The organism is Stenotrophomonas sp. STEN083 (assembly GCF_056759195.1).
This window is the reverse complement of record NZ_JBRRCU010000079.1, coordinates 1-17246: the sequence shown is the minus strand read 5'-3', so window position 1 is coordinate 17246 and position 17246 is coordinate 1. Positions and strand designations below refer to the sequence as shown.

Genomic DNA, 17246 nt, shown 5'->3' with positions numbered 1-17246 from the left:
TATTGATTGTTTCTTGGCTCCGCGGCGGGCGGGACGAGCGGCGGCTCGTGTGGTGGGTCTGCTCTAACATTCCGGTGCGGACCCTCCCCGGCCCCCCCCCCCCCCCCGCTCCTGCAACCGCCTGGCCCAGGGACTTTGCCGTCCCCCGGCCTTTGCAAACCTTGAACAGGCAACGTGGCATGCTCGGCACTCCAGCCATCCAGGGCCCGACCCATGCGCCAGTACCTTCGCCTGATGTTGCTTGTCATCGCGGTGATTTCCATTTCCGGCTGTGGCTACAACGCCATCCAGCAGAAGGATGAGGCGGTCAAGGCCGGCTGGTCCGAGGTGGTCAACCAGTACAAGCGCCGCGCCGACCTGATCCCCAACCTGGTCAATACCGTGCAGGGCTATGCCCAGCAGGAGCGCCAGGTACTGACCGAGGTCACCAATGCCCGTTCCAAGGTCGGGCAGATACAGGTCAATGCCGACGATGCCGATTCGCTCAAGCAGTTCCAGCAGGCCCAGGGCGAGCTGGGCAGCGCGCTGTCGCGGCTGTTGGTGGTCAGCGAAAACTACCCGACGCTCAAGTCCGACCAGAACTTCCGTGACCTGCAGGCGCAGCTGGAAGGCACCGAGAACCGCATCACCGTCGCTCGCGGCCGCTATATCCAATTGGTGCAGGACTACAACACCTACATCCGCTCGTTCCCGCAGGTGATCACCGCCAAGATGTTCGGTTACGCAGCCAAGCCCAACTTCACCGTCGACAACGAGGCGCAGATCGCACAGCCGCCGACCGTGAGCTTCGGCAGCCAGCCGGCAGCGCCGCAGCAGACGCCGCCGCCGCCGCAGCCTGCGCCGGCACAGTGAGCCGCGCGCGATGAGCGCGTTGCTGCAACGGTTCGGCCTGTTGCTGTGCCTGCTCGGCTTCGGCTGGGCAGGCCCGCTGCTGGCCCAGCAGCTGGCGCCGATCCCGCCGCTGGATTCGCCGGTGGTCGATACCACCGGTACCCTCGATGCGGCGCAGAAGCAGGCGCTGGAGCAGCAGGCGCTTGCCCTGCAGCAGCGTAAGGGTGCGCAGTTGCAGGTGTTGATCGTGCCGACCACCCAGCCTGAGGACATCGCCCAGTACAGCACGCGCGTGTTCGACCAGTGGGCGATTGGCCGCAAGGGTGTGGATGATGGTGTGCTGCTGTTGGTGGCCAAGGACGATCGGCGGGTGCGGATCGAGCCGGGCTATGGTCTGGAAGGTGCCATTCCCGATGCGATCGCCAACCGGGTGATCCAGGAATACCTGGTGCCGCACTTCCGCCAGAACGATTACGCCGGCGGCATCACTGCCGCCAGCGCGGTGCTGGTCAAGATCATCGATGGCGAGGAACTGCCGACGCCGGTCAGCAGCAACCGCGATGGTGGCGGGGGCAGCGGCGGTGGTGATTCGATCTTCATGTTCGCGATCATGATTGGTGTGGTTGCCGCCACCTTCATGCGCGTGTTGCTGGCCAAACTGCCACGGCCGATTCGCGGTGTGGTCGCCGGGCTGGTTGCCGGTGCCGGCGGTTGGTTGCTGTTGTCGGTGTTTGGTGGTGGCCTGGCTGCGCTGGTGGCGTTCGTGCTGTCGTTCGGCAGGGGCTCCAGCGGTGGTTTTGCCAGCGGCGGTGGCTGGGGCGGCGGAGGCGGCTTCGGTGGCGGTGGCTTTGGCGGAGGTGGTGGAGGCTTCGGCGGAGGTGGCGGTTGGGGAGGTGGTGGTGGACGTTCGGGAGGCGGTGGCGCCTCGGGGAGCTGGTGATGCGCTGGTTACGACATTTCTTCGCTCCCTCCGCGCATGCCGCATTCCCGGAGGCCAGCCTGGACCGGATCGCCCACGCCATTGCCGACGGCGAGCGCCTGCACAGCGGCCAAGTGATGTTCGCGGTCGAGTCCGACCTGCCGTTGGCCCTGCTGTGGAAGAACACCAGCCCCCGCGCCCGTGCCGAGCATGCCTTCGCGCTGCTGCGTACCTGGGACACCGAGGCCAACAACGGCGTGCTGATCTATCTGCTGCTGGCCGACCATGCCATCGAGATTGTCGCCGACCGTGGCCTGCAGGCGCGGGTGGATGCTGCGCAATGGCAGCTGATCTGCGATCACCTGTGCGAGCAGCTGACCGGGAATACCCGCGAGGAAGCTGTGCTGGCGGCGGTGGCCGAGGTCTCGCAGCTGCTGTCGGCGCACTTTCCACCCGACCCGGCAGGGCGCACCCGCAACGAGCTACCTGACCGCCCGCAGGTGTTCGGCTGAAGCATGGGTTGAGTGGCAAGGGCCGCTACCCCGAGAATAGGGGCTGGTTCGCCTGACAGTGCCCGCATGCTCTTTCTTCATGACATAGACCCCATCGCTTTCTCGCTGGGTCCGATCGATGTGCACTGGTACGGCATCATGTACCTGCTTGGCTTTGCCGCTGCCTGGTGGCTGGGCCGCTCACGCATCCTGGCCGGGCGTTTGCCGGGCGTGGACATGAACGGCTTCTCCGACCTGCTGTTCTACGCGATGCTGGGCGTGGTGCTGGGCGGACGCATCGGCTACATGCTGTTCTACGCAACCGCCGACTTCCTCGCCAATCCGCTGATCCTGTTGCGGGTGTGGGAGGGCGGCATGAGCTTCCACGGCGGCTTGCTTGGCGTGCTGATCGCCGGCTGGTGGTGGACGCGCAAGCACAAGCTGCACTTCTTCGACACCATCGACTTTGTTGCGCCGCTGGTTCCGCTGGGTCTGGGTTTTGGTCGACTGGGCAACTTCATTGGTGGCGAGCTGTACGGCAAGTTCACCAATGCAGGCTGGGGCGTGGTCTTCCCGCATTCGCCGCTGAAGGACATCCCCGCTGGCTTGCCGGCGATGGAGCAGCTGCTGTCGGCTGCGCAGATCCAGCAGGACTATGCTGCCGGCCTGCTCAGCCAGTACGCGCGCCATCCCTCGCAGCTGTACGAAGCGCTGCTGGAAGGTCTGGTGATGTTCCTGGTGCTGTGGTTCTACTCGATGAAGCCGCGCCCGCGTTATGCCGTGTCCGGCCTGTTCGCGCTGATGTACGGCAGCTTCCGCTTCCTGGTCGAGTTTGTGCGCATGCCCGACAACGGCGTCTATGTCGCGTTTGATTGGTTGACCCGTGGCCAGATCCTGAGCCTGCCGTTGATCGTGTTGGGCTTGGTGTTGCTGGCAATGTCTCGCCGCGCGCCGGTGTTGCAGCCGGTGCTCCCACTGGAAGAGAAGAAGGCATGAAGCAATATCTGGATCTGCTGCAGCACGTGATGGAGCACGGCACCGAGAAGTCCGACCGCACCGGCACCGGCACGCGCAGCGTGTTCGGCTGGCAGATGCGCTTCGACCTCAACCAGGGCTTCCCGCTGGTCACTACCAAGAAGCTGCACCTGCGCTCGATCATCCATGAGCTGCTGTGGTTCCTGAAGGGCGATACCAATATCGGCTACCTCAAGGACAACAAGGTCAACATCTGGGACGAGTGGGCCGACGCTAATGGCGATCTCGGTCCGGTCTACGGCAAGCAGTGGCGCAGCTGGGCCACCGCCGACGGCCGCGAGATCGACCAGATGCAGTGGCTGGTAGACGAGATCAAGCGCAATCCGGATTCGCGTCGGCTGGTGGTCAGCGCATGGAATGTGGGCGAGCTGTCGCAGATGGCGCTGATGCCTTGCCACAACCTATTCCAGTTCTATGTGGTCGACGGCAAGCTCAGCTGCCAGCTGTACCAGCGCAGCGGTGACATCTTCCTTGGCGTGCCGTTCAATATCGCCAGCTACGCCTTGCTGACCCATATGGTGGCGCAGGCGACCGGGCTGGGTGTTGGTGATTTCGTGCACACGCTGGGCGATGCGCACATCTATTCCAACCACTACGAGCAGGCACGCGAGCAGCTGTCGCGTGAACCGCGCGCGCTGCCCAAGCTGTGGTTGAACCCGGACGTGACCGATCTGTTCGGCTTCCAGTTCGACGACATCCGCATCGACGGCTACGATCCGCATCCGGCAATCAAGGCGCCGGTGGCGGTGTGATGAAGCTGTCGATGATCGCCGCGTTGGACCGCAATCGTGGCATTGGCCATGACAATGCAATGCCGTGGCATCTGCCGGATGACTTCAAGTACTTCAAGGCACTGACCGTCGGCAAGCCGATCCTGATGGGGCGCAAGACCGCCGAGTCGCTGGGCCGCGCGCTGCCGGGACGTACCAATCTGGTGCTGACGCGAAGCGGGCAGGTGCCGTTTGCCGGCATGCGTGCGGTTGCTTCATTGGATGAGGCGCGGGCGATCGCTGTGGGCGAGGGCGCTGATGAGTTGTGCGTGATTGGTGGTGGTGAGATCTATCGGCTGCTATTGGATCAGGCCAGCGATCTGCACCTGACCTGGGTGGATACCGAGGTGGTTGCCGATGCGCATTTTCCGGAAGTGGATCCGGCGCTGTGGCGCGAGGTGGACAGCCAGATGCATGCAGCCGATGAACGGCATGCGTTTGCGTTCCGGTTCGTGCATTACGTGCGGCGCTGAGTTGTTCTGAAGCTAAAAGCTACCCCTCCCCAACCCTCCTCTTGGCTACGCCAAAGGGAGGGGGTAACAGCATTGACTGCGCGGGATGCTGCAGCTGTCGCGATCAGCTCCCTCCCTTTGGCGTAGCCAAGGGGAGGGTTGGGGAGGGGTAGCTCTTTGCTCTCAGCTCTCAGCTCTCAGCGCTTTGCTGAGAGCCAACCCAACAATCACCCCGGCATACGGTAATGCCCAATGATCGTGTGCCGGAACAACAGATCCTGCTCCTGCGTCCCCTGCGCAATGTTGTGCAGCACCAGCGGGGTGCCATCGTCCAATCGCCTATCCGAGACGATGCCTACGTGCAGCAGACCGTTGCCATTGAGCTTCCACGCGACGATGTCCCCGGCCGCATAGTCGTTGGCGAGTGCTCTGATCGGTAGTTCCCAGCCCTCACGCTGGAACCAGTGCATCTGGTTAGGTACGCGGCGGTGGTCGATGTTTCGATCCGGTCGCGATAGTCCCCATAGCTGCGGATAGGCGGCGAAATTCCCGCGCATGTCGTCGTTGATGCGCTGCTGCAGATCAACGCCCTGCGTGCGCAAGGCACGGATCACCACATCGGTACAGACGCCGCGATCAGGCGGTGGATCGCCGTTGGGATAGCTCAGGGAGAAATAAGCCGGATCGTAGCGGGTGGTGACCCCGATCTGCGCCCGTGCTGCCGCAACCAGTGGTGGTGAAACGGCTGCAGGTGCGGATTCGATTACTGCCGGCGGCGGACTGGTCTGCTCGCCATCCGTCTGCGGACGACAGCCAGCAAACATTGCGATGGCCACCAGCAACAGTGCTGATGGCCAAGGGTTCATGCAGCCGGTCCGGTGTTGTCCGGCGTGGGCGTGCTGTTGTTGCCGTTGTTGCTGCCATTACCGTTGCGTCCACGCGGACGATGGCGGCGCGGGCGGCGGCGCTGTTCACCGCTGCGCTCGGGGCGGGGCGTTTCACCGCGCGATTCGGGTTTGGCTTCGGGCTTGGTTTCTGGCTTGGCTTCCGCACGCGGCTTGCGCGGTGGGTGCTGGCCCGGCACCGGCACCGGTACATCACGGCCTGGCACCTGCACGACGCGCAGGTCTTCGCTGTCCAGCTGCAGTGCGGTGAGCTTGCCACCCCAGACAGCGCCGGTATCAATCGCATGCACGCCCTGGGTGATGGTCAGGCCCAGGGCCGACCAATGGCCGCAGACCATCTTCAGTTCGCGCTCGACCCGGCCAGGCACTTCGAACCATGGGTACATGCCTTGCGGCTGTGTGCCCGGGGTGCCCTTGTCTTCCATGCCGATGCGCCCGCTTGGGGTGCAGTAACGCATGCGGGTGAAGATGTTGATGATCGCGCGCGAGCGGTCGTAGCCGCTCAGGCCCGGCGACCATGCTGGCTTGTCGCCATACATGTTGCGGAACAGTTTGCGGTAGCCGTTGCCGTGCAGTTGCAGTTCGACTTCGCGGGCGTGCTTTTCGGCCAGGGCCACGGTCCACTTCGGCGCCAGGCCGGCATGGAACATCATCCAACCCAGCTCGCGGTCGACGTGGGCCAGCTTCTGCATGCGCAGCCAGTCCAACAGTACGTCGCGGTCCTCGGCCAGCACGATGCGCTGCAGGTCCGGGTTGACCTTGCGTTGTTCCTCTTCGCTGCGGGCACCGATGGCCAGCAGGGACAGGTCGTGGTTGCCGAGCACGGTGACGCTGTGCTCGCGCAGTGAGTGCACCAGTCGCAACGTCTCCAATGACTGGCCGCCACGATTGACCAGATCGCCAGCGAACCACAGTTTGTCGGCAGCCGGATCGAAGTTGATCTTCTCCAGCAAACGCTGGGTGACGTCGTAGCAGCCCTGCAGGTCGCCAATTGCCCAGGTCGCCATCAGTGCAGCGTCCTTGGGATGGCGAGCACGAACGGCGCGATCGGTGCGGCGAACTCGGTGCCGTCGTCGGCGATCATGTCGTAGTGGCCCTGCATGGTGCCGCGCTCGGTGCCGAGCATCACGCCGGAGGTGTAGCGGAACTCCTCGCCGGGGCGCAGCCGTGGCTGTTCGCCGACCACGCCATCGCCATCGACGGTCTCGACCCGGCCTTCGCCGTCGGTGATACGCCAATGGCGGCTGATCAGCCGCGCCGGCATGGTGCCGCGGTTGTGGATGCGGATCGTGTAGGCGAACGCAAAGCGGCCGTCTTCAGGGGCCGACTGGTCGTCGATGAAACGAGGCGAGACCTCGATCTCGATCGCGTAGTGGCGGGATTCTTCCATGGGAGGAGTGTAAGCAAAAGCAGGTGATCGGATTGCGTGTTTGCAGCGCTTATTCGTGCGGCAGGTTGGCAAGCCTGATGAAATCGGCGACTTCCAGCTGTTCGGCGCGGGCATCACTGCGCACACCGGCGGCTTCGAACTGGGCCTGATCAATGACGCCGTTGAGGGCGTTGCGCAGGGTTTTGCGGCGCTGGCCGAAGGCGGCGCGGACCACATCCGCGAAGCGCTTGCGGTCGTTGATGCCAACCGTGGCCGGATCACGCGGAATCAGCCGGACCACGGCCGAATCCACCTTCGGTGGCGGCCGGAACGCGCCCGGCGGCACCACGAACAAGGCGCGCACCTCGCAGAATGCCTGCAGCATCACGCTCAGACGGCCGTAGACCTTGCTGCCCGGGCCGGCGGCCATGCGGTCGACCACTTCCTTCTGCAACATGAAGGTCATGTCCGAGATCGCGGCGGCATGGTCCAGCGCGTGGAACAGGATCGGCGAGGAGATGTTGTAGGGCAGGTTGCCGACCAGACGGATCGTGGAGCCGGCGGCCAGCTCGGTGAAGTTCACCCGCAGCACGTCGCTGTGGACGATGGTCAGCTCGCCCAGTGGCGCGGCGGCTTCGGTCAACGGCGCGATCAGATCGCGGTCGAACTCGATGACGGTGAGCTTGGGATGGCGGCGCAGCAGCGGGAAGGTGATGGCGCCCTGGCCCGGGCCGATCTCGACCAGACGGTCGTCGCCCTTTGGGTCGACTGCCATGACGATCTTCTCGACGTAGTACTTGTCCGCCAGGAAGTGCTGGCCGAGCTGCTTCTTGGCCGGAGCGGTGAAGCCCGTGCGCGGGGAGTGATCTGAATTCATGTGCTGATTTTACGTTGTGCAGCCAGCTGCGCGCATAACGCCGTTGCCGCAAACAGGCTGGAGGGGTCGGCCACGCCCTTGCCGGCGAGGTCCAGGGCGGTGCCGTGGTCCACTGCGACGCGCGGGTAGGGCAGGCCCAGGGTGATGTTGGTGGCCTGCTCGAAGCCGCTGTACTTGAGTACCGGCAGGCCCTGGTCGTGGTACATCGCCAGCACCGCGTCGAAACCGGCCAGTTTGGCTGGCAGGAAGGCGGTATCGGCGGGCAGCGGGCCGATCAGGTTCAGGCCTTCGCCACGCATCTGCTCGAGCAGCGGGATGACCAGGTCCAGCTCTTCACGGCCGAGATGGCCGTCTTCGCCGGCATGCGGGTTGAGCCCGAGCACGGCGATGCGCGGCTGCGCCAGGCCGAAATCGCGGCGCAAGGCCGCATCGGTGGTGCTGATGACCTTGCGCAGGCTGTCGGCGCTGATGGCGTCGGCGACCTCACGTAGAGGCAGATGGGTGGTGGCCAGGGCCACGCGCACGATGTCATTGGCCAGCATCATCACCACTTCGACGCCGGCCTGGTTGGCCAGCAGCTCGGTGGTGCCGCTATAGGCGATGCCGCCCTGGTTGATCACCGCCTTGTGCACCGGGCCGGTGACCACGCCATCAAGGGTGCTGTCCAGACAGGCCTGGCCGGCGCCGAGCAGGGCATCGATCACCGCCCGCGCATTGCGCGGATCGACCTGGCCAAACTGCGAAGGCACGGCATTGCGGACTTCACGCAGGCGCAGGTCGCCGGGGCGGCTGGCAGTGGCGTCTTCGGGTAGCAGTTGCAGCGGCAGGCTCAACGCGCTGGCGGCGGCCCGCAGCGTATCGGGGTCCGCAAACGCCAACAGCCGGCAGTCACTGCGCGGCTGTTGGACAAGACGAATGCATAGTTCCGGGCCGATCCCGGAGGGCTCGCCCGGTACCAGAGCGAGCTGGGCAATCATGGATCAGGGCTTGGCCGGTTCTGCGGGCGCGCCGGCCGGGGTGGTTGCCGTATCGGCATTGCCCTCGGCACGGTCGCCGCTGCGGAAGCTGACGTAGGCTTCGCCACGCAGTTCCTGCAGGTAACGGTTGTACTCGTCGTCCAGCTTGCGGCGGCCGATCTGTTCACGAACCTGGGCACGCTTGTTGTTGTCGCCGACGTCGGTCTGACGGGTGGCCACGCGCTGCACGATATGCCAGCCGGCATCGGTGCGGAACGGAGTGCCCACGCCATTGTCAGTCAGGCTTTCAACCTGCTTGCCGAAGTCCGGGCCGAAGGCATCGGCCGGGAACCAGCCCAGGTCACCGCCCTGACCACGGCTGTTGGTGTCGTCGGAGGACTCTTTTGCCACCTCCTGGAAGTCGGCGCCACCAGCAATACGCGCACGCAGGGTCTCGATCTTGGCCTTGGCTGCTGCGTCGTCTACCTGATCGGTGACGCGGACCAGAATGTGACGGGCATGGTATTCGGTGACCTTCTGGCCGCTGTCGCCAGCGCCGCCGGCATCACGGGTTTCGACCAGCTTCAGCAGCTGGAAGCCGCTGGGGCCACGGATCGGGCCCAGCACGTCGCCGGCCTTCATGGTCTTGATCTGGTTGGCGAACGCGCTGGGGATTTCGTCGGCACTGCGCCAGCCCAGGTCGCCGCCTTCCAGCGCGTTGGGGCTGTCCGAGTAACGGACGGCGGCAGCAGAGAAGTCCAGTTCGCCCTTGTCGAGCAGGCCCTTGACGCCATCAACCTTGCTCTGGCCGGTGGCGATCTGTTCGGCAGTCGCGCCTTCCGGCACGGCAATCAGGATGTGCGCCAGGTGGAACTGGGCGCCGCCTGCGTTCTGCTGGGCCAGCGCAGCATCCACTTCGCCTTCGCTGACGTTGATGCGGCTCTGTGCAAAGCTCTGACGCAGGCGCTGGGTGATGATTTCCTCGCGCACCGAGTTACGGAAGTCGGAGAAACCGATACCGTCCTGGCTCAGGCGCTGACGCAGGCCATCAACCGTGGTGCCGTTCTGCTGGGCAATGCTGCCGATGGCGTGGTTGAGCTCTTCATCACTGACGCGGATACCGCTGCTTTCGGCACGAGCCACCTGCAGCTTGACCAGCACCAGACGCTCCAGCACCTGACGCTCCAGAACCGATTCCGGCGGCAGCTGGGCTTCACGGCCGGCGTATTGGCCCTTGATGTTGGCGACCGCGCGCTGCAGTTCGCTCTGCAGGATGACGCCCTCGTCGACGATGGCGGCAATGCGATCCAGCGGTTGCGTCTGCTGCGCAACAGCCGGGGCGGCAACGCCGGAGAACGCCAGCAAGGTGGCGAGGACTGCAGGAAGGGTCTTGGTCATGGAATCTGGTTGGGATCGTAGTCGTCGTCGTTCGCTTCGATGTTGCTCGGCGGAACGAGGTAGAGGTCGTCTCGGTTGTAGCCGAGAATAGCACGGCGCAAGGTGCGGTCCGTGTTCTGCCCGACCGAGCTCAGGCCCTTGAGCACGAACTCGATCTGGAACGAATTGTTGAGGTCACCCTCGCGGTTTTTGACGTAGCGACGGGCCAAGGCACGTACCGCCAGGCAGCAGCTGTCCCACTGTACGCCGCCGATGATTTCCAGCGGCTTGCTGTCGACCATGGAGTAGTAATAGCGGCCGACGACGCTCCAGCGCGGATTGATCGGGTACAGGAAGGAGAAGTCAGCTTGCTTGAGCTGCTCCTTGCCGGTGCTCGGGTTGCCGCGGTAGCGGTAGGTCAGGTTGATCACGCCGTCGTCGGGCAGCAGGTAACGTGCACGCACGCTGGCCAGATCTTCCTTGCGGAACTTGGGATTCCATTGGTAGGTGGTGCCCAGGGTCCAGCGATCGGTCATGGCCCAATTGACGTCGGCCACCCAGGCGGATTTGCTCTCGCTCACCACCGGGTCGCCGGGATTGATGGTCACCCGCGAGTCTTCGAAATAGCTGATCTGGCCAATGCTGGCCGAAAGCTTTTCACGGCCATCGGCCTGCCGGATCAGGCGGGTGGTCAGCGCAGTGGTCAGCTGGTTGGCATCGTTCTGACGGTCGGCGCCGGTGTAGCGCGAGTCGCGGAACAGCTGGCCCCAGCTGAAGGTGAAGGCGCGGGTGTCGAGCAGCGGCAGGTCCGACTGATCGCGGTACGGCGTGTTCAGGTAGAACAGCCGGGGTTCCAGCGTATGCAGGTAGGACTTGCCTTTGAGGGTGGTCTCGCGATCGAAGAACAGGCCCATGTCGATGCTGGCAATGGGCAGGCTGCGGTGCGGCGAGGTGTTGCCGCGCAGCTGGTCGGGGGTAGCCGTGGCGGGGTTGATACCGGCAGCACGCAATTGCTGGGCGCGAATGTCGTCGGCCAAGCCGCGTTCCAGGTCATAGGCGGTGTAGCGCCATGCCAGGGTCGGGGTGATGTACCAAGCTGCGCCGCCGAGCGGCATCGAGACATAAGGCTTGATATCCAGCCGCGAGCCGCCAAACATCCGGGTAACGTCACCGGTGCGGACATATTCACCATCCGCATCCACAGTCTTGAGGCGGATGTCATCGTGGGTGAAGCGCACCGCTTCGGCATACACGCCGGCCTCGAACCAGTGGCCGAAGTCCTCATCCCAGGTGGCGAACAGGCGCGGCTGGCGGCTGTACGGCAGGGACCTTTCGGTCAGCGTGTAATCGGTCAGCTGCCATTCGTCGGCCATGATGCCGGCGGTCCAGGTACGGCCGGTGCCGTACAGGCCAGCCGTGCTTTGCATATTGGAGGAGGTGATGCCGTTCAGGCGGTTGGAAAAGTCTTCGACGTAACGCTCGTCACTGACCCAGGCCAGGTTGGCGCGGGCCTGCCAGTTCTTGCTGATGTTGTGATAGCCCCGGTACGACAGGCTGCCGCGATCGCGATCGCGCAATGTGTCGTTCGCCATATAGGTGGTATCCAACTGGCCACGGCCGCCGGAATACAGATAGCGGAACTCGTTGTCGAGCATGAGCCCGCGCTTGCTCATGTAGCGCGGGGTCAGCGTGTCGTCGTAGTTCGGAGCCAGATTGAAGTAGATCGGCTGCGCGTAATCAAAGCCGTTGCGCCCGGAGAGGCTGAGCTTGGGGTAGAGCAGGCCGGTCATGCGACGGTCGTCGATCGGGAACTTGAAGTAAGGCATGTACAGCACGGGCACCTTGCCCACGCGCAGCACCGCATTGCGGGCAGTGCCGAAGCCTTCTTCATTGTCGACATCGATCTGCGGTGCCACCAGCTTCCAGACCGGCTGCGAGGGATCGCAGGTGGTATAGCTGGAGTGGTGCATCTGTCCGGTCGAGCCCTGCAGGTCGACCGAATCGGCCGAGCCGTTACCGCGACGGGAAACCAGTTGGTAGCGGATATCGCTGATCTTGTGCGAGTCCGTTTCCTGATTGCCTTCGGCGCGCTCGGCGACCATCCGAATCGACGAATCTGAATATCGGACATTGCCCTCGGCAATGTAATTGCCGCTTTCGGTATCCAGGCGCAGGCTGTCGGCGCCCATGAACTGGTCGCCACGCTTGAGCAGCACATTGCCCTGGTATTGCGGTACGGCGCTGGTGCCAGTGAGCTCGTTACCCTCGATGTCGGTGGGCAACTTCTCGCGGTTGGCTGCGGCGGCGGGATCCGCCGGCGGCGCCTCGTCAAAGGCGGGAAGCGTGTCGGTAGCCGGGCACAGGCCCCAGTTCACCGGCTTATCGTCGGCCCAGGCGGGCAGGCAGATGGCAATGCCCAAGGGCAGGGGAAGCAGGCGGAGAGCTTTGCGCACGCGGTTCGCATTCGGGGGAAAACGGCCGCTAGCTTGCCGCATCGTCTGCATGGGGGCAATGAAAGCCTGCCGGATGGGCTGGGCAAGGTTCATCCATCAACGGGTTGCGAGCAGCTCCTGGACATGCGCCACGCTGCATTCGCGCAGTGCCTGCAGGTCGTAGCCGCCCTCCAGCATGGATACCACGCGGCCGCTGCCATGGCGTTCGGCGAGCTTGACCAGCTCTGCGGTCAGCCAGCCGAAGTCCTCGGTTTCGACCATCAGATCGGCCTGCGGATCGCGCATATGCGCATCGAAACCGGCCGAAATGAACAGCAACTGCGGCCGAAATCCCTCGATCTGCGGCAGCATCTCGTCGGCCCAGGTGTTGCGGAAGCGGAAGCCGCCGCTGCCCGGCGGGAGCAGGATGTTGCAGATATTGCCTACCCCGCGCTCGCGCATATTGCCCGAATACGGGAACAGGCCGGACTGGTGGGTGCTGTAGTAGGCGATCTTGGGGTCTTCTTCGAAGATGGCCTGGGTGCCATTGCCGTGGTGCACGTCGAAATCGACGATGGCGATGCGTTCCAGACCGTACTTGTCGCGGGCGTAGGCAGCGGCCACGGCGATGTTGTTGAACAGGCAGAAGCCCATCGCGGTATCGGCGGTGGCGTGGTGGCCGGGCGGGCGCACCGCGCAGAACACGTGCTTGTTGCCTTCTTCCAGCATCACCGCGTCAACCGCGGCAACGCCGGCACCGGCCGCATGCAGGGCCGCGCTGGCCGAACCGGGCGAGCTGAAGGTGTCCAGGTCGATGCGCCGCAACGGTGCGGTCTGCACCTGCAGCACCGAATCGATCAGTTCACGGGTATGCACCCGGGCCAGTTCGCCGAGCTTGGCTGGCGGCGCGTTGCGCCACTCCAGCTGGTCCGGGAACTCGCCGCGCAGGGCCGAGATGACGGCGTGCAGGCGCTCCGGCGACTCGGGGTGATCGATGCCGGGGTCATGTTCAAGGCAGGCAGGGTGGGTGAATACCAGCATGGCCGCACTGTAATCGTCGACGCCGCGCAGTGCGCGGCGTCGTATGGGAGGGGTGGATCAGCCGTGACGGCGTTCGTGGTTCCACAGTACTTCGCCATGGCCGCCGGCCCTGGCAAGTACACGGGACAACACGAACAGCAGGTCGGACAGGCGGTTCAGATAGCGCACCGCCTCGGCACGGATGTCTTCGACGCGGGCCAATGCCACGGTTTCACGCTCGGCACGGCGGACGATGGTACGGGCCAGATGGCAACGCGCTGCGCCTTCGCCGCCGGCTGGCAGGATGAAATCCTTCAGCGGCGGCAGGTCGTCGTTGTAGCGGTCCAGGTGCTGTTCCAGCGCGTCGATGTCGGAGGCGTGGATGGCGGCATGGCCGGGAATGCAGAGCTCGCCACCAAGGTCGAACAACTGGTGCTGGATGGTGGTCAGCAGCGTGCGCACATCCTCGGGCAGGTCCACGGCCAACAGCACGCCGATGGCCGAATTGGCCTCGTCGACGGTGCCGTATGCGTTGACACGCAGCGAATCCTTGCCGGTACGGCTGCCGTCACCCAGGCCGGTGCTGCCATCGTCGCCGGTGCGGGTGTAGATCTTGGAGAGGCGGTTACCCATTGCCCGGCGCGCCCTTAGTGGGCAACGCGGCCAGCGGCCGGCTGCTTGCTGACGGCTTCAGCCACAACCTGTACCAGCGCGGCAGCACCGACGTACATGGCGGCACTCTGCATGTACGGCAGCAGCCAGTCGCTGTAGTTCTTGGCCCAGCCGGCGAAGGTCGGCTCGGCGACCGAGGCGCTGATCCAGTAGAAGCTGCCCTGCGCGATCAGGTGGCACAGCGCGACCGAACCGATCACGGTGGCGGCCAACATGCCCAGCGACTTGAGGCTGGCGCTGCGGTAGTAGCGACGCAGCAGCATGCCGCCGGTCCACATCGCAAAGTAGGCCGGGATCAGCATCCAGTATGCCGCCGACACGCAGTAGTGCTGCCAGAAGCTCATGCCCTGGTTGGAGATCACCACCCAGTCAATCACCACCGCCAAGCCCATCAGCAGCGGGAAGGCCCAGCGGGTCCAGTTGCGCAGGTAGAAACCACCAATGAAGAACACCGCCCACGAAGCATCCGGGACCGGTGCGAAGTGGTTCAGGCGAGTGCCGGCCATCAGCAGCACGAGCAGGGACAGGATGATGGCGCGTTGAGCGTTGGCGGTCATGGTGGCGATTTCCGTTAATCAGACGGCCATTCTAGCCGCAGTGGGGGTGAACCGGCGGTTGCACTGCGGCAAGGGGCGGCGACCGGGCGGGTGAAGCCCCGTTATCATTGGCCCATGAGCAAGAACCATGACGTAGTGATCGTCGGTGGCGGGCTGGTTGGTGCCAGCTTGGCCATCGCATTGGACCGGTTGGGGCTGGATATTGGCCTGGTCGAGGCGACCCCGGGCGGCGCGCTGCCGGCGGTGTTCGACCAGCGCAACCTCAGCTTTGCGGCAGCCACGATCAATGCGCTGACCGCGTTGGGGGTGATGCAGAAGCTGGCCAACCCTGGTGGCCCGATCCGGCGCATCCATGTCAGCCGCGCCGGTGATTTCGGCCGGGTACTGATGCAGGCCGCCGATTACGGTCGCGAAGCCTTCGGCCAGGTGGTGGTGGCACGCGACTTTGGCGAGGCGCTGGAAACCCGCTTGGGCGAACTGCAGCAGCTGACCCGCTACCGCCCGGCCAGGTTCGTCGGCCTCGGCGAGAGCAGCGACGGTCGCCGCGAGGTGCTCATTGCCGATGATGCTGGCGAGCAGCGCCTGCAGGCCCGGCTGGTGGTGGGCGCTGACGGCACCCGCAGCGCGGTTCGGCAGGCGCTGGGTATCGAGGTCAGCGAACACGATTACCAGCAGACCCTGTTCGTGGCGCGGCTGCGTGCGGCCAAGGCACCGGACGGCTGCGCCTATGAGCGCTTCACCGATACCGGCCCGACCGCCTTGCTGCCGCGTGGCGACCGCCATTACGGCGTGGTCCATGGTGTCGCCCGCGAGGAGGCTGACGCGGTGATGGCGCTGGATGACGCGGCGTGGCTGGCGCGGCTGCAGGATGCCGTGGGTTGGCGCGCCGGGCGGCTGCTGGAAAGCGGCCCGCGCAGCGCCTATCCGTTGATCCAGGTATTGGCGCAGAAGCTGGTCGGCGAGCGTGCGCTGCTGTTGGGCAATGCCGCGCAGACCATCCATCCGCTGGGTGCGCAAGGTTTCAACCTCGGTCTGCGCGATGCGCTGACCCTGGCCGAACTGATTGGCGACGCAGCCCAGGACCCGGGCAGCGAAGATCTGCTGCAGGCGTATGTGGCGCGACGCGGCCCGGACCGCGAGCAGACGTTGGCGTTCTCCGACGGGCTTGCCCGTTTGACCAGCAATGCCACGCCGCTGATACGCCCGTTGCGCAGCCTGGGTTTTGTCGCTGCGGCGCAAGCGCCGGCCGTGCAGTCCTTCCTGGTCGGCGGCGCGATGGGCTTCCGCGGGCAGGTGCCCGAGCTGTGCAGGAGTGAAGCGCGATGAGCCGGCGCGGACAGTGGGATGCGGTAATCGTCGGCGGTGGCGTGGTTGGTGCGGCGTGTGCGCTGGCGCTGGCCGGGGAAGGCCTGCAGGTAGCGATGGTGGAAGGTCGTGAGCCGCCGCAATGGTCGCCACAGAAGCCGGATCTGCGGGTGTTCGCGTTTGCCGCCGATAACGCTGCCTTGCTGGAATCGCTGGGCGTGTGGAAGCAGGTGGATCAGGCCCGCGCCCGCGCGTATCGGCGCATGCGGGTGTGGGATGCCGGTGGTGGTGGCTATCTGACATTTGACGCCGACACGCTGGGCCGCCGCGAGCTGGGCTGGATTGTCGAGAACGGCCTGCTGGTGGATCGGCTGTGGGCCGCATTGCCGGCTGCCGGGGTGCAGTTGTATTGCCCGGCGCGGGTGGAAGCGATGGAGCAGGATGCGCAGGGCGTGCGCCTGCGCCTGGATGATGGTCGTCGGGTCGAGGCCTCGATCGCGATTGCCGCCGATGGCGCCGAATCCACCCTGCGCACCTTGGCAGGCTTGGATGTCCGCCGACATGATTACGGCCAACGCGGCGTGGTCGCCTATGTCGACAGCGCGCTGCCGAACGAAGACACCGCCTGGCAGCGTTTCCTCGATACCGGTCCATTGGCGGTGCTGCCGTTCGACCGCAACCGCAGTTCCATTGTCTGGACCCTGCCGGATGCCGAGGCCGAGCGCGTGCTGGCCCTGGATGAGGACAGCTTCAATCGTGAGCTGACCAATGCATTTTCCGGACGGTTGGGTGAGATGCGCTTGGTCTCGGCGCGCGCTGCGTTCCCGCTGCGCCGGCAATTGGCTACCGCCTATGTGGCGGGGCGCGTACTGACCTTGGGTGATGCCGCGCACGTGGTGCATCCGCTGGCTGGGCAAGGTGTGAACCTGGGCCTGCGCGACGTGGCTGGCCTGCGTGATCTGGTGCGCGAAGCCAAGCAGCGTCGGCAGGACTGGAGTTCGCCGCACCGCTTGCAGCGCTGGGCGCGCACCCGGCGCAGCGAGAACACGGTGGCCGCTTACAGTTTCGATGCGATCAACAAGGTGTTCTCCAACGATGAGATGCACCTGACTCTGGCGCGTGGCGCGCTATTGGGCCTGGCGGGCAAGATGCCGCCACTGATGTCGATGTTCTGGAAGCGCGCCTCAGGGCTGTAGGCAGAGCCAAATGTAGTGGGGGGGGCGCGGCCGGCCGGGGGGGGGGGGGGGAGGCCCCCCCCCCCCCGCCCGGGGGGCGGGG

The 17246-nt window shown here is 65.1% G+C and carries 18 protein-coding genes; 8 read left to right on the top strand and 10 right to left on the bottom strand.

The annotated features are described in order from the left end of the window. Positions 1-213: 213 nt before the first annotated feature. From ACVOK8_RS17330 to ACVOK8_RS17305, 6 genes are all read left to right on the top strand, one after another. Positions 214-852: a LemA family protein gene (locus ACVOK8_RS17330; protein WP_481567909.1), complete on the top strand. Its 639-nt coding sequence runs from the start codon at positions 214-216 to the stop codon at positions 850-852. A gap of 10 nt (positions 853-862) precedes the next feature. Next, positions 863-1771, top strand: coding sequence for a TPM domain-containing protein (locus ACVOK8_RS17325; RefSeq protein ID WP_481567908.1), 909 nt, complete (start codon positions 863-865; stop codon positions 1769-1771). Next, on the top strand, positions 1771-2262 hold the full coding sequence (locus ACVOK8_RS17320) for a TPM domain-containing protein (RefSeq protein ID WP_481567907.1): 492 nt from the start codon (positions 1771-1773) through the stop codon (positions 2260-2262). The genes ACVOK8_RS17325 and ACVOK8_RS17320 overlap by 1 nt, the downstream gene beginning before the upstream one ends. Positions 2263-2328: 66 nt before the next feature. After that, positions 2329-3237: a prolipoprotein diacylglyceryl transferase gene (lgt, locus tag ACVOK8_RS17315; RefSeq protein ID WP_481547078.1), complete on the top strand. Its 909-nt coding sequence runs from the start codon at positions 2329-2331 to the stop codon at positions 3235-3237. Next, entirely contained in the window at positions 3234-4028 is a 795-nt protein-coding gene (locus tag ACVOK8_RS17310; protein WP_293715272.1) for a thymidylate synthase, read from the top strand. Before lgt ends, ACVOK8_RS17310 begins: the two co-directional genes overlap by 4 nt. Beyond that, on the top strand, positions 4028-4519 hold the full coding sequence (locus ACVOK8_RS17305) for a dihydrofolate reductase (protein ID WP_481567906.1): 492 nt from the start codon (positions 4028-4030) through the stop codon (positions 4517-4519). Before ACVOK8_RS17310 ends, ACVOK8_RS17305 begins: the two co-directional genes overlap by 1 nt. Before the next feature lie 206 nt (positions 4520-4725). On the opposite strand, the gene ACVOK8_RS17300 is transcribed toward ACVOK8_RS17305, so the two are convergent. The 10 genes from ACVOK8_RS17300 to ACVOK8_RS17255 form a co-directional block, all read right to left on the bottom strand. Continuing rightward, the gene (locus tag ACVOK8_RS17300; RefSeq protein ID WP_481567905.1) at positions 4726-5364 is read right to left on the bottom strand and encodes a DUF1287 domain-containing protein; all 639 of its coding nucleotides are present in this window, start codon (positions 5362-5364) and stop codon (positions 4726-4728) included. Continuing rightward, a complete protein-coding gene (locus ACVOK8_RS17295; RefSeq protein WP_481567904.1) occupies positions 5361-6410 on the bottom strand; it encodes a symmetrical bis(5'-nucleosyl)-tetraphosphatase in 1050 nt (349 codons plus the stop codon). Before ACVOK8_RS17295 ends, ACVOK8_RS17300 begins: the two co-directional genes overlap by 4 nt. Then, the gene (apaG, locus tag ACVOK8_RS17290) at positions 6410-6793 is read right to left on the bottom strand and encodes a Co2+/Mg2+ efflux protein ApaG (protein WP_481532164.1); all 384 of its coding nucleotides are present in this window, start codon (positions 6791-6793) and stop codon (positions 6410-6412) included. Before apaG ends, ACVOK8_RS17295 begins: the two co-directional genes overlap by 1 nt. Before the next feature lie 49 nt (positions 6794-6842). After that, complete coding sequence (gene rsmA, locus ACVOK8_RS17285; RefSeq protein WP_481567903.1) at positions 6843-7649, bottom strand: 16S rRNA (adenine(1518)-N(6)/adenine(1519)-N(6))-dimethyltransferase RsmA; 807 nt, start codon at positions 7647-7649, stop codon at positions 6843-6845. Further along, entirely contained in the window at positions 7646-8626 is a 981-nt protein-coding gene (gene pdxA, locus ACVOK8_RS17280) for a 4-hydroxythreonine-4-phosphate dehydrogenase PdxA (protein ID WP_481567902.1), read from the bottom strand. The genes rsmA and pdxA overlap by 4 nt, the downstream gene beginning before the upstream one ends. A gap of 3 nt (positions 8627-8629) precedes the next feature. Then, positions 8630-10003: a peptidylprolyl isomerase gene (locus ACVOK8_RS17275; RefSeq protein WP_481567901.1), complete on the bottom strand. Its 1374-nt coding sequence runs from the start codon at positions 10001-10003 to the stop codon at positions 8630-8632. Continuing rightward, on the bottom strand, positions 10000-12435 hold the full coding sequence (lptD, locus tag ACVOK8_RS17270; protein WP_481567900.1) for an LPS-assembly protein LptD: 2436 nt from the start codon (positions 12433-12435) through the stop codon (positions 10000-10002). The genes ACVOK8_RS17275 and lptD overlap by 4 nt, the downstream gene beginning before the upstream one ends. A gap of 96 nt (positions 12436-12531) precedes the next feature. Then, positions 12532-13455: a histone deacetylase family protein gene (locus ACVOK8_RS17265; protein WP_481567899.1), complete on the bottom strand. Its 924-nt coding sequence runs from the start codon at positions 13453-13455 to the stop codon at positions 12532-12534. A gap of 57 nt (positions 13456-13512) precedes the next feature. Then, the gene (locus ACVOK8_RS17260; protein WP_481567898.1) at positions 13513-14067 is read right to left on the bottom strand and encodes a cob(I)yrinic acid a,c-diamide adenosyltransferase; all 555 of its coding nucleotides are present in this window, start codon (positions 14065-14067) and stop codon (positions 13513-13515) included. 14 nt (positions 14068-14081) lie between these two features. Continuing rightward, on the bottom strand, positions 14082-14663 hold the full coding sequence (locus tag ACVOK8_RS17255; RefSeq protein ID WP_481547066.1) for a hypothetical protein: 582 nt from the start codon (positions 14661-14663) through the stop codon (positions 14082-14084). Between the two features lie 114 nt (positions 14664-14777). Here ACVOK8_RS17255 and ubiH point away from each other — a divergent pair, with 114 nt between their 5' ends. Further along, entirely contained in the window at positions 14778-15989 is a 1212-nt protein-coding gene (ubiH, locus tag ACVOK8_RS17250; protein ID WP_481567897.1) for a 2-octaprenyl-6-methoxyphenyl hydroxylase, read from the top strand. Next, complete coding sequence (locus ACVOK8_RS17245; RefSeq protein ID WP_481567896.1) at positions 15986-17164, top strand: UbiH/UbiF family hydroxylase; 1179 nt, start codon at positions 15986-15988, stop codon at positions 17162-17164. The genes ubiH and ACVOK8_RS17245 overlap by 4 nt, the downstream gene beginning before the upstream one ends. The last annotated feature ends 82 nt before the right edge of the window (positions 17165-17246 follow it).

What these genes read in the sequence shown, in the direction of transcription:
- ACVOK8_RS17305 (WP_481567906.1), top strand. Translation starts at nt 4,028, where the DNA reads ATGAAGCTGTCGATGATCGCCGCGTTGGACCGCAATCGTGGCATTGGC.
- lgt (WP_481547078.1), top strand. Translation starts at nt 2,329, where the DNA reads ATGCTCTTTCTTCATGACATAGACCCCATCGCTTTCTCGCTGGGTCCG.
- ACVOK8_RS17330 (WP_481567909.1), top strand. Translation starts at nt 214, where the DNA reads ATGCGCCAGTACCTTCGCCTGATGTTGCTTGTCATCGCGGTGATTTCC.
- ACVOK8_RS17300 (WP_481567905.1), bottom strand. Translation starts at nt 5,364, where the DNA reads ATGAACCCTTGGCCATCAGCACTGTTGCTGGTGGCCATCGCAATGTTT.
- pdxA (WP_481567902.1), bottom strand. Translation starts at nt 8,626, where the DNA reads ATGATTGCCCAGCTCGCTCTGGTACCGGGCGAGCCCTCCGGGATCGGC.
- ACVOK8_RS17295 (WP_481567904.1), bottom strand. Translation starts at nt 6,410, where the DNA reads ATGGCGACCTGGGCAATTGGCGACCTGCAGGGCTGCTACGACGTCACC.
- ACVOK8_RS17320 (WP_481567907.1), top strand. Translation starts at nt 1,771, where the DNA reads ATGCGCTGGTTACGACATTTCTTCGCTCCCTCCGCGCATGCCGCATTC.
- ACVOK8_RS17325 (WP_481567908.1), top strand. Translation starts at nt 863, where the DNA reads ATGAGCGCGTTGCTGCAACGGTTCGGCCTGTTGCTGTGCCTGCTCGGC.
- ACVOK8_RS17255 (WP_481547066.1), bottom strand. Translation starts at nt 14,663, where the DNA reads ATGACCGCCAACGCTCAACGCGCCATCATCCTGTCCCTGCTCGTGCTG.
- ubiH (WP_481567897.1), top strand. Translation starts at nt 14,778, where the DNA reads ATGAGCAAGAACCATGACGTAGTGATCGTCGGTGGCGGGCTGGTTGGT.
- apaG (WP_481532164.1), bottom strand. Translation starts at nt 6,793, where the DNA reads ATGGAAGAATCCCGCCACTACGCGATCGAGATCGAGGTCTCGCCTCGT.
- ACVOK8_RS17260 (WP_481567898.1), bottom strand. Translation starts at nt 14,067, where the DNA reads ATGGGTAACCGCCTCTCCAAGATCTACACCCGCACCGGCGACGATGGC.
- ACVOK8_RS17265 (WP_481567899.1), bottom strand. Translation starts at nt 13,455, where the DNA reads ATGCTGGTATTCACCCACCCTGCCTGCCTTGAACATGACCCCGGCATC.
- ACVOK8_RS17275 (WP_481567901.1), bottom strand. Translation starts at nt 10,003, where the DNA reads ATGACCAAGACCCTTCCTGCAGTCCTCGCCACCTTGCTGGCGTTCTCC.
- rsmA (WP_481567903.1), bottom strand. Translation starts at nt 7,649, where the DNA reads ATGAATTCAGATCACTCCCCGCGCACGGGCTTCACCGCTCCGGCCAAG.
- ACVOK8_RS17310 (WP_293715272.1), top strand. Translation starts at nt 3,234, where the DNA reads ATGAAGCAATATCTGGATCTGCTGCAGCACGTGATGGAGCACGGCACC.
- ACVOK8_RS17245 (WP_481567896.1), top strand. Translation starts at nt 15,986, where the DNA reads ATGAGCCGGCGCGGACAGTGGGATGCGGTAATCGTCGGCGGTGGCGTG.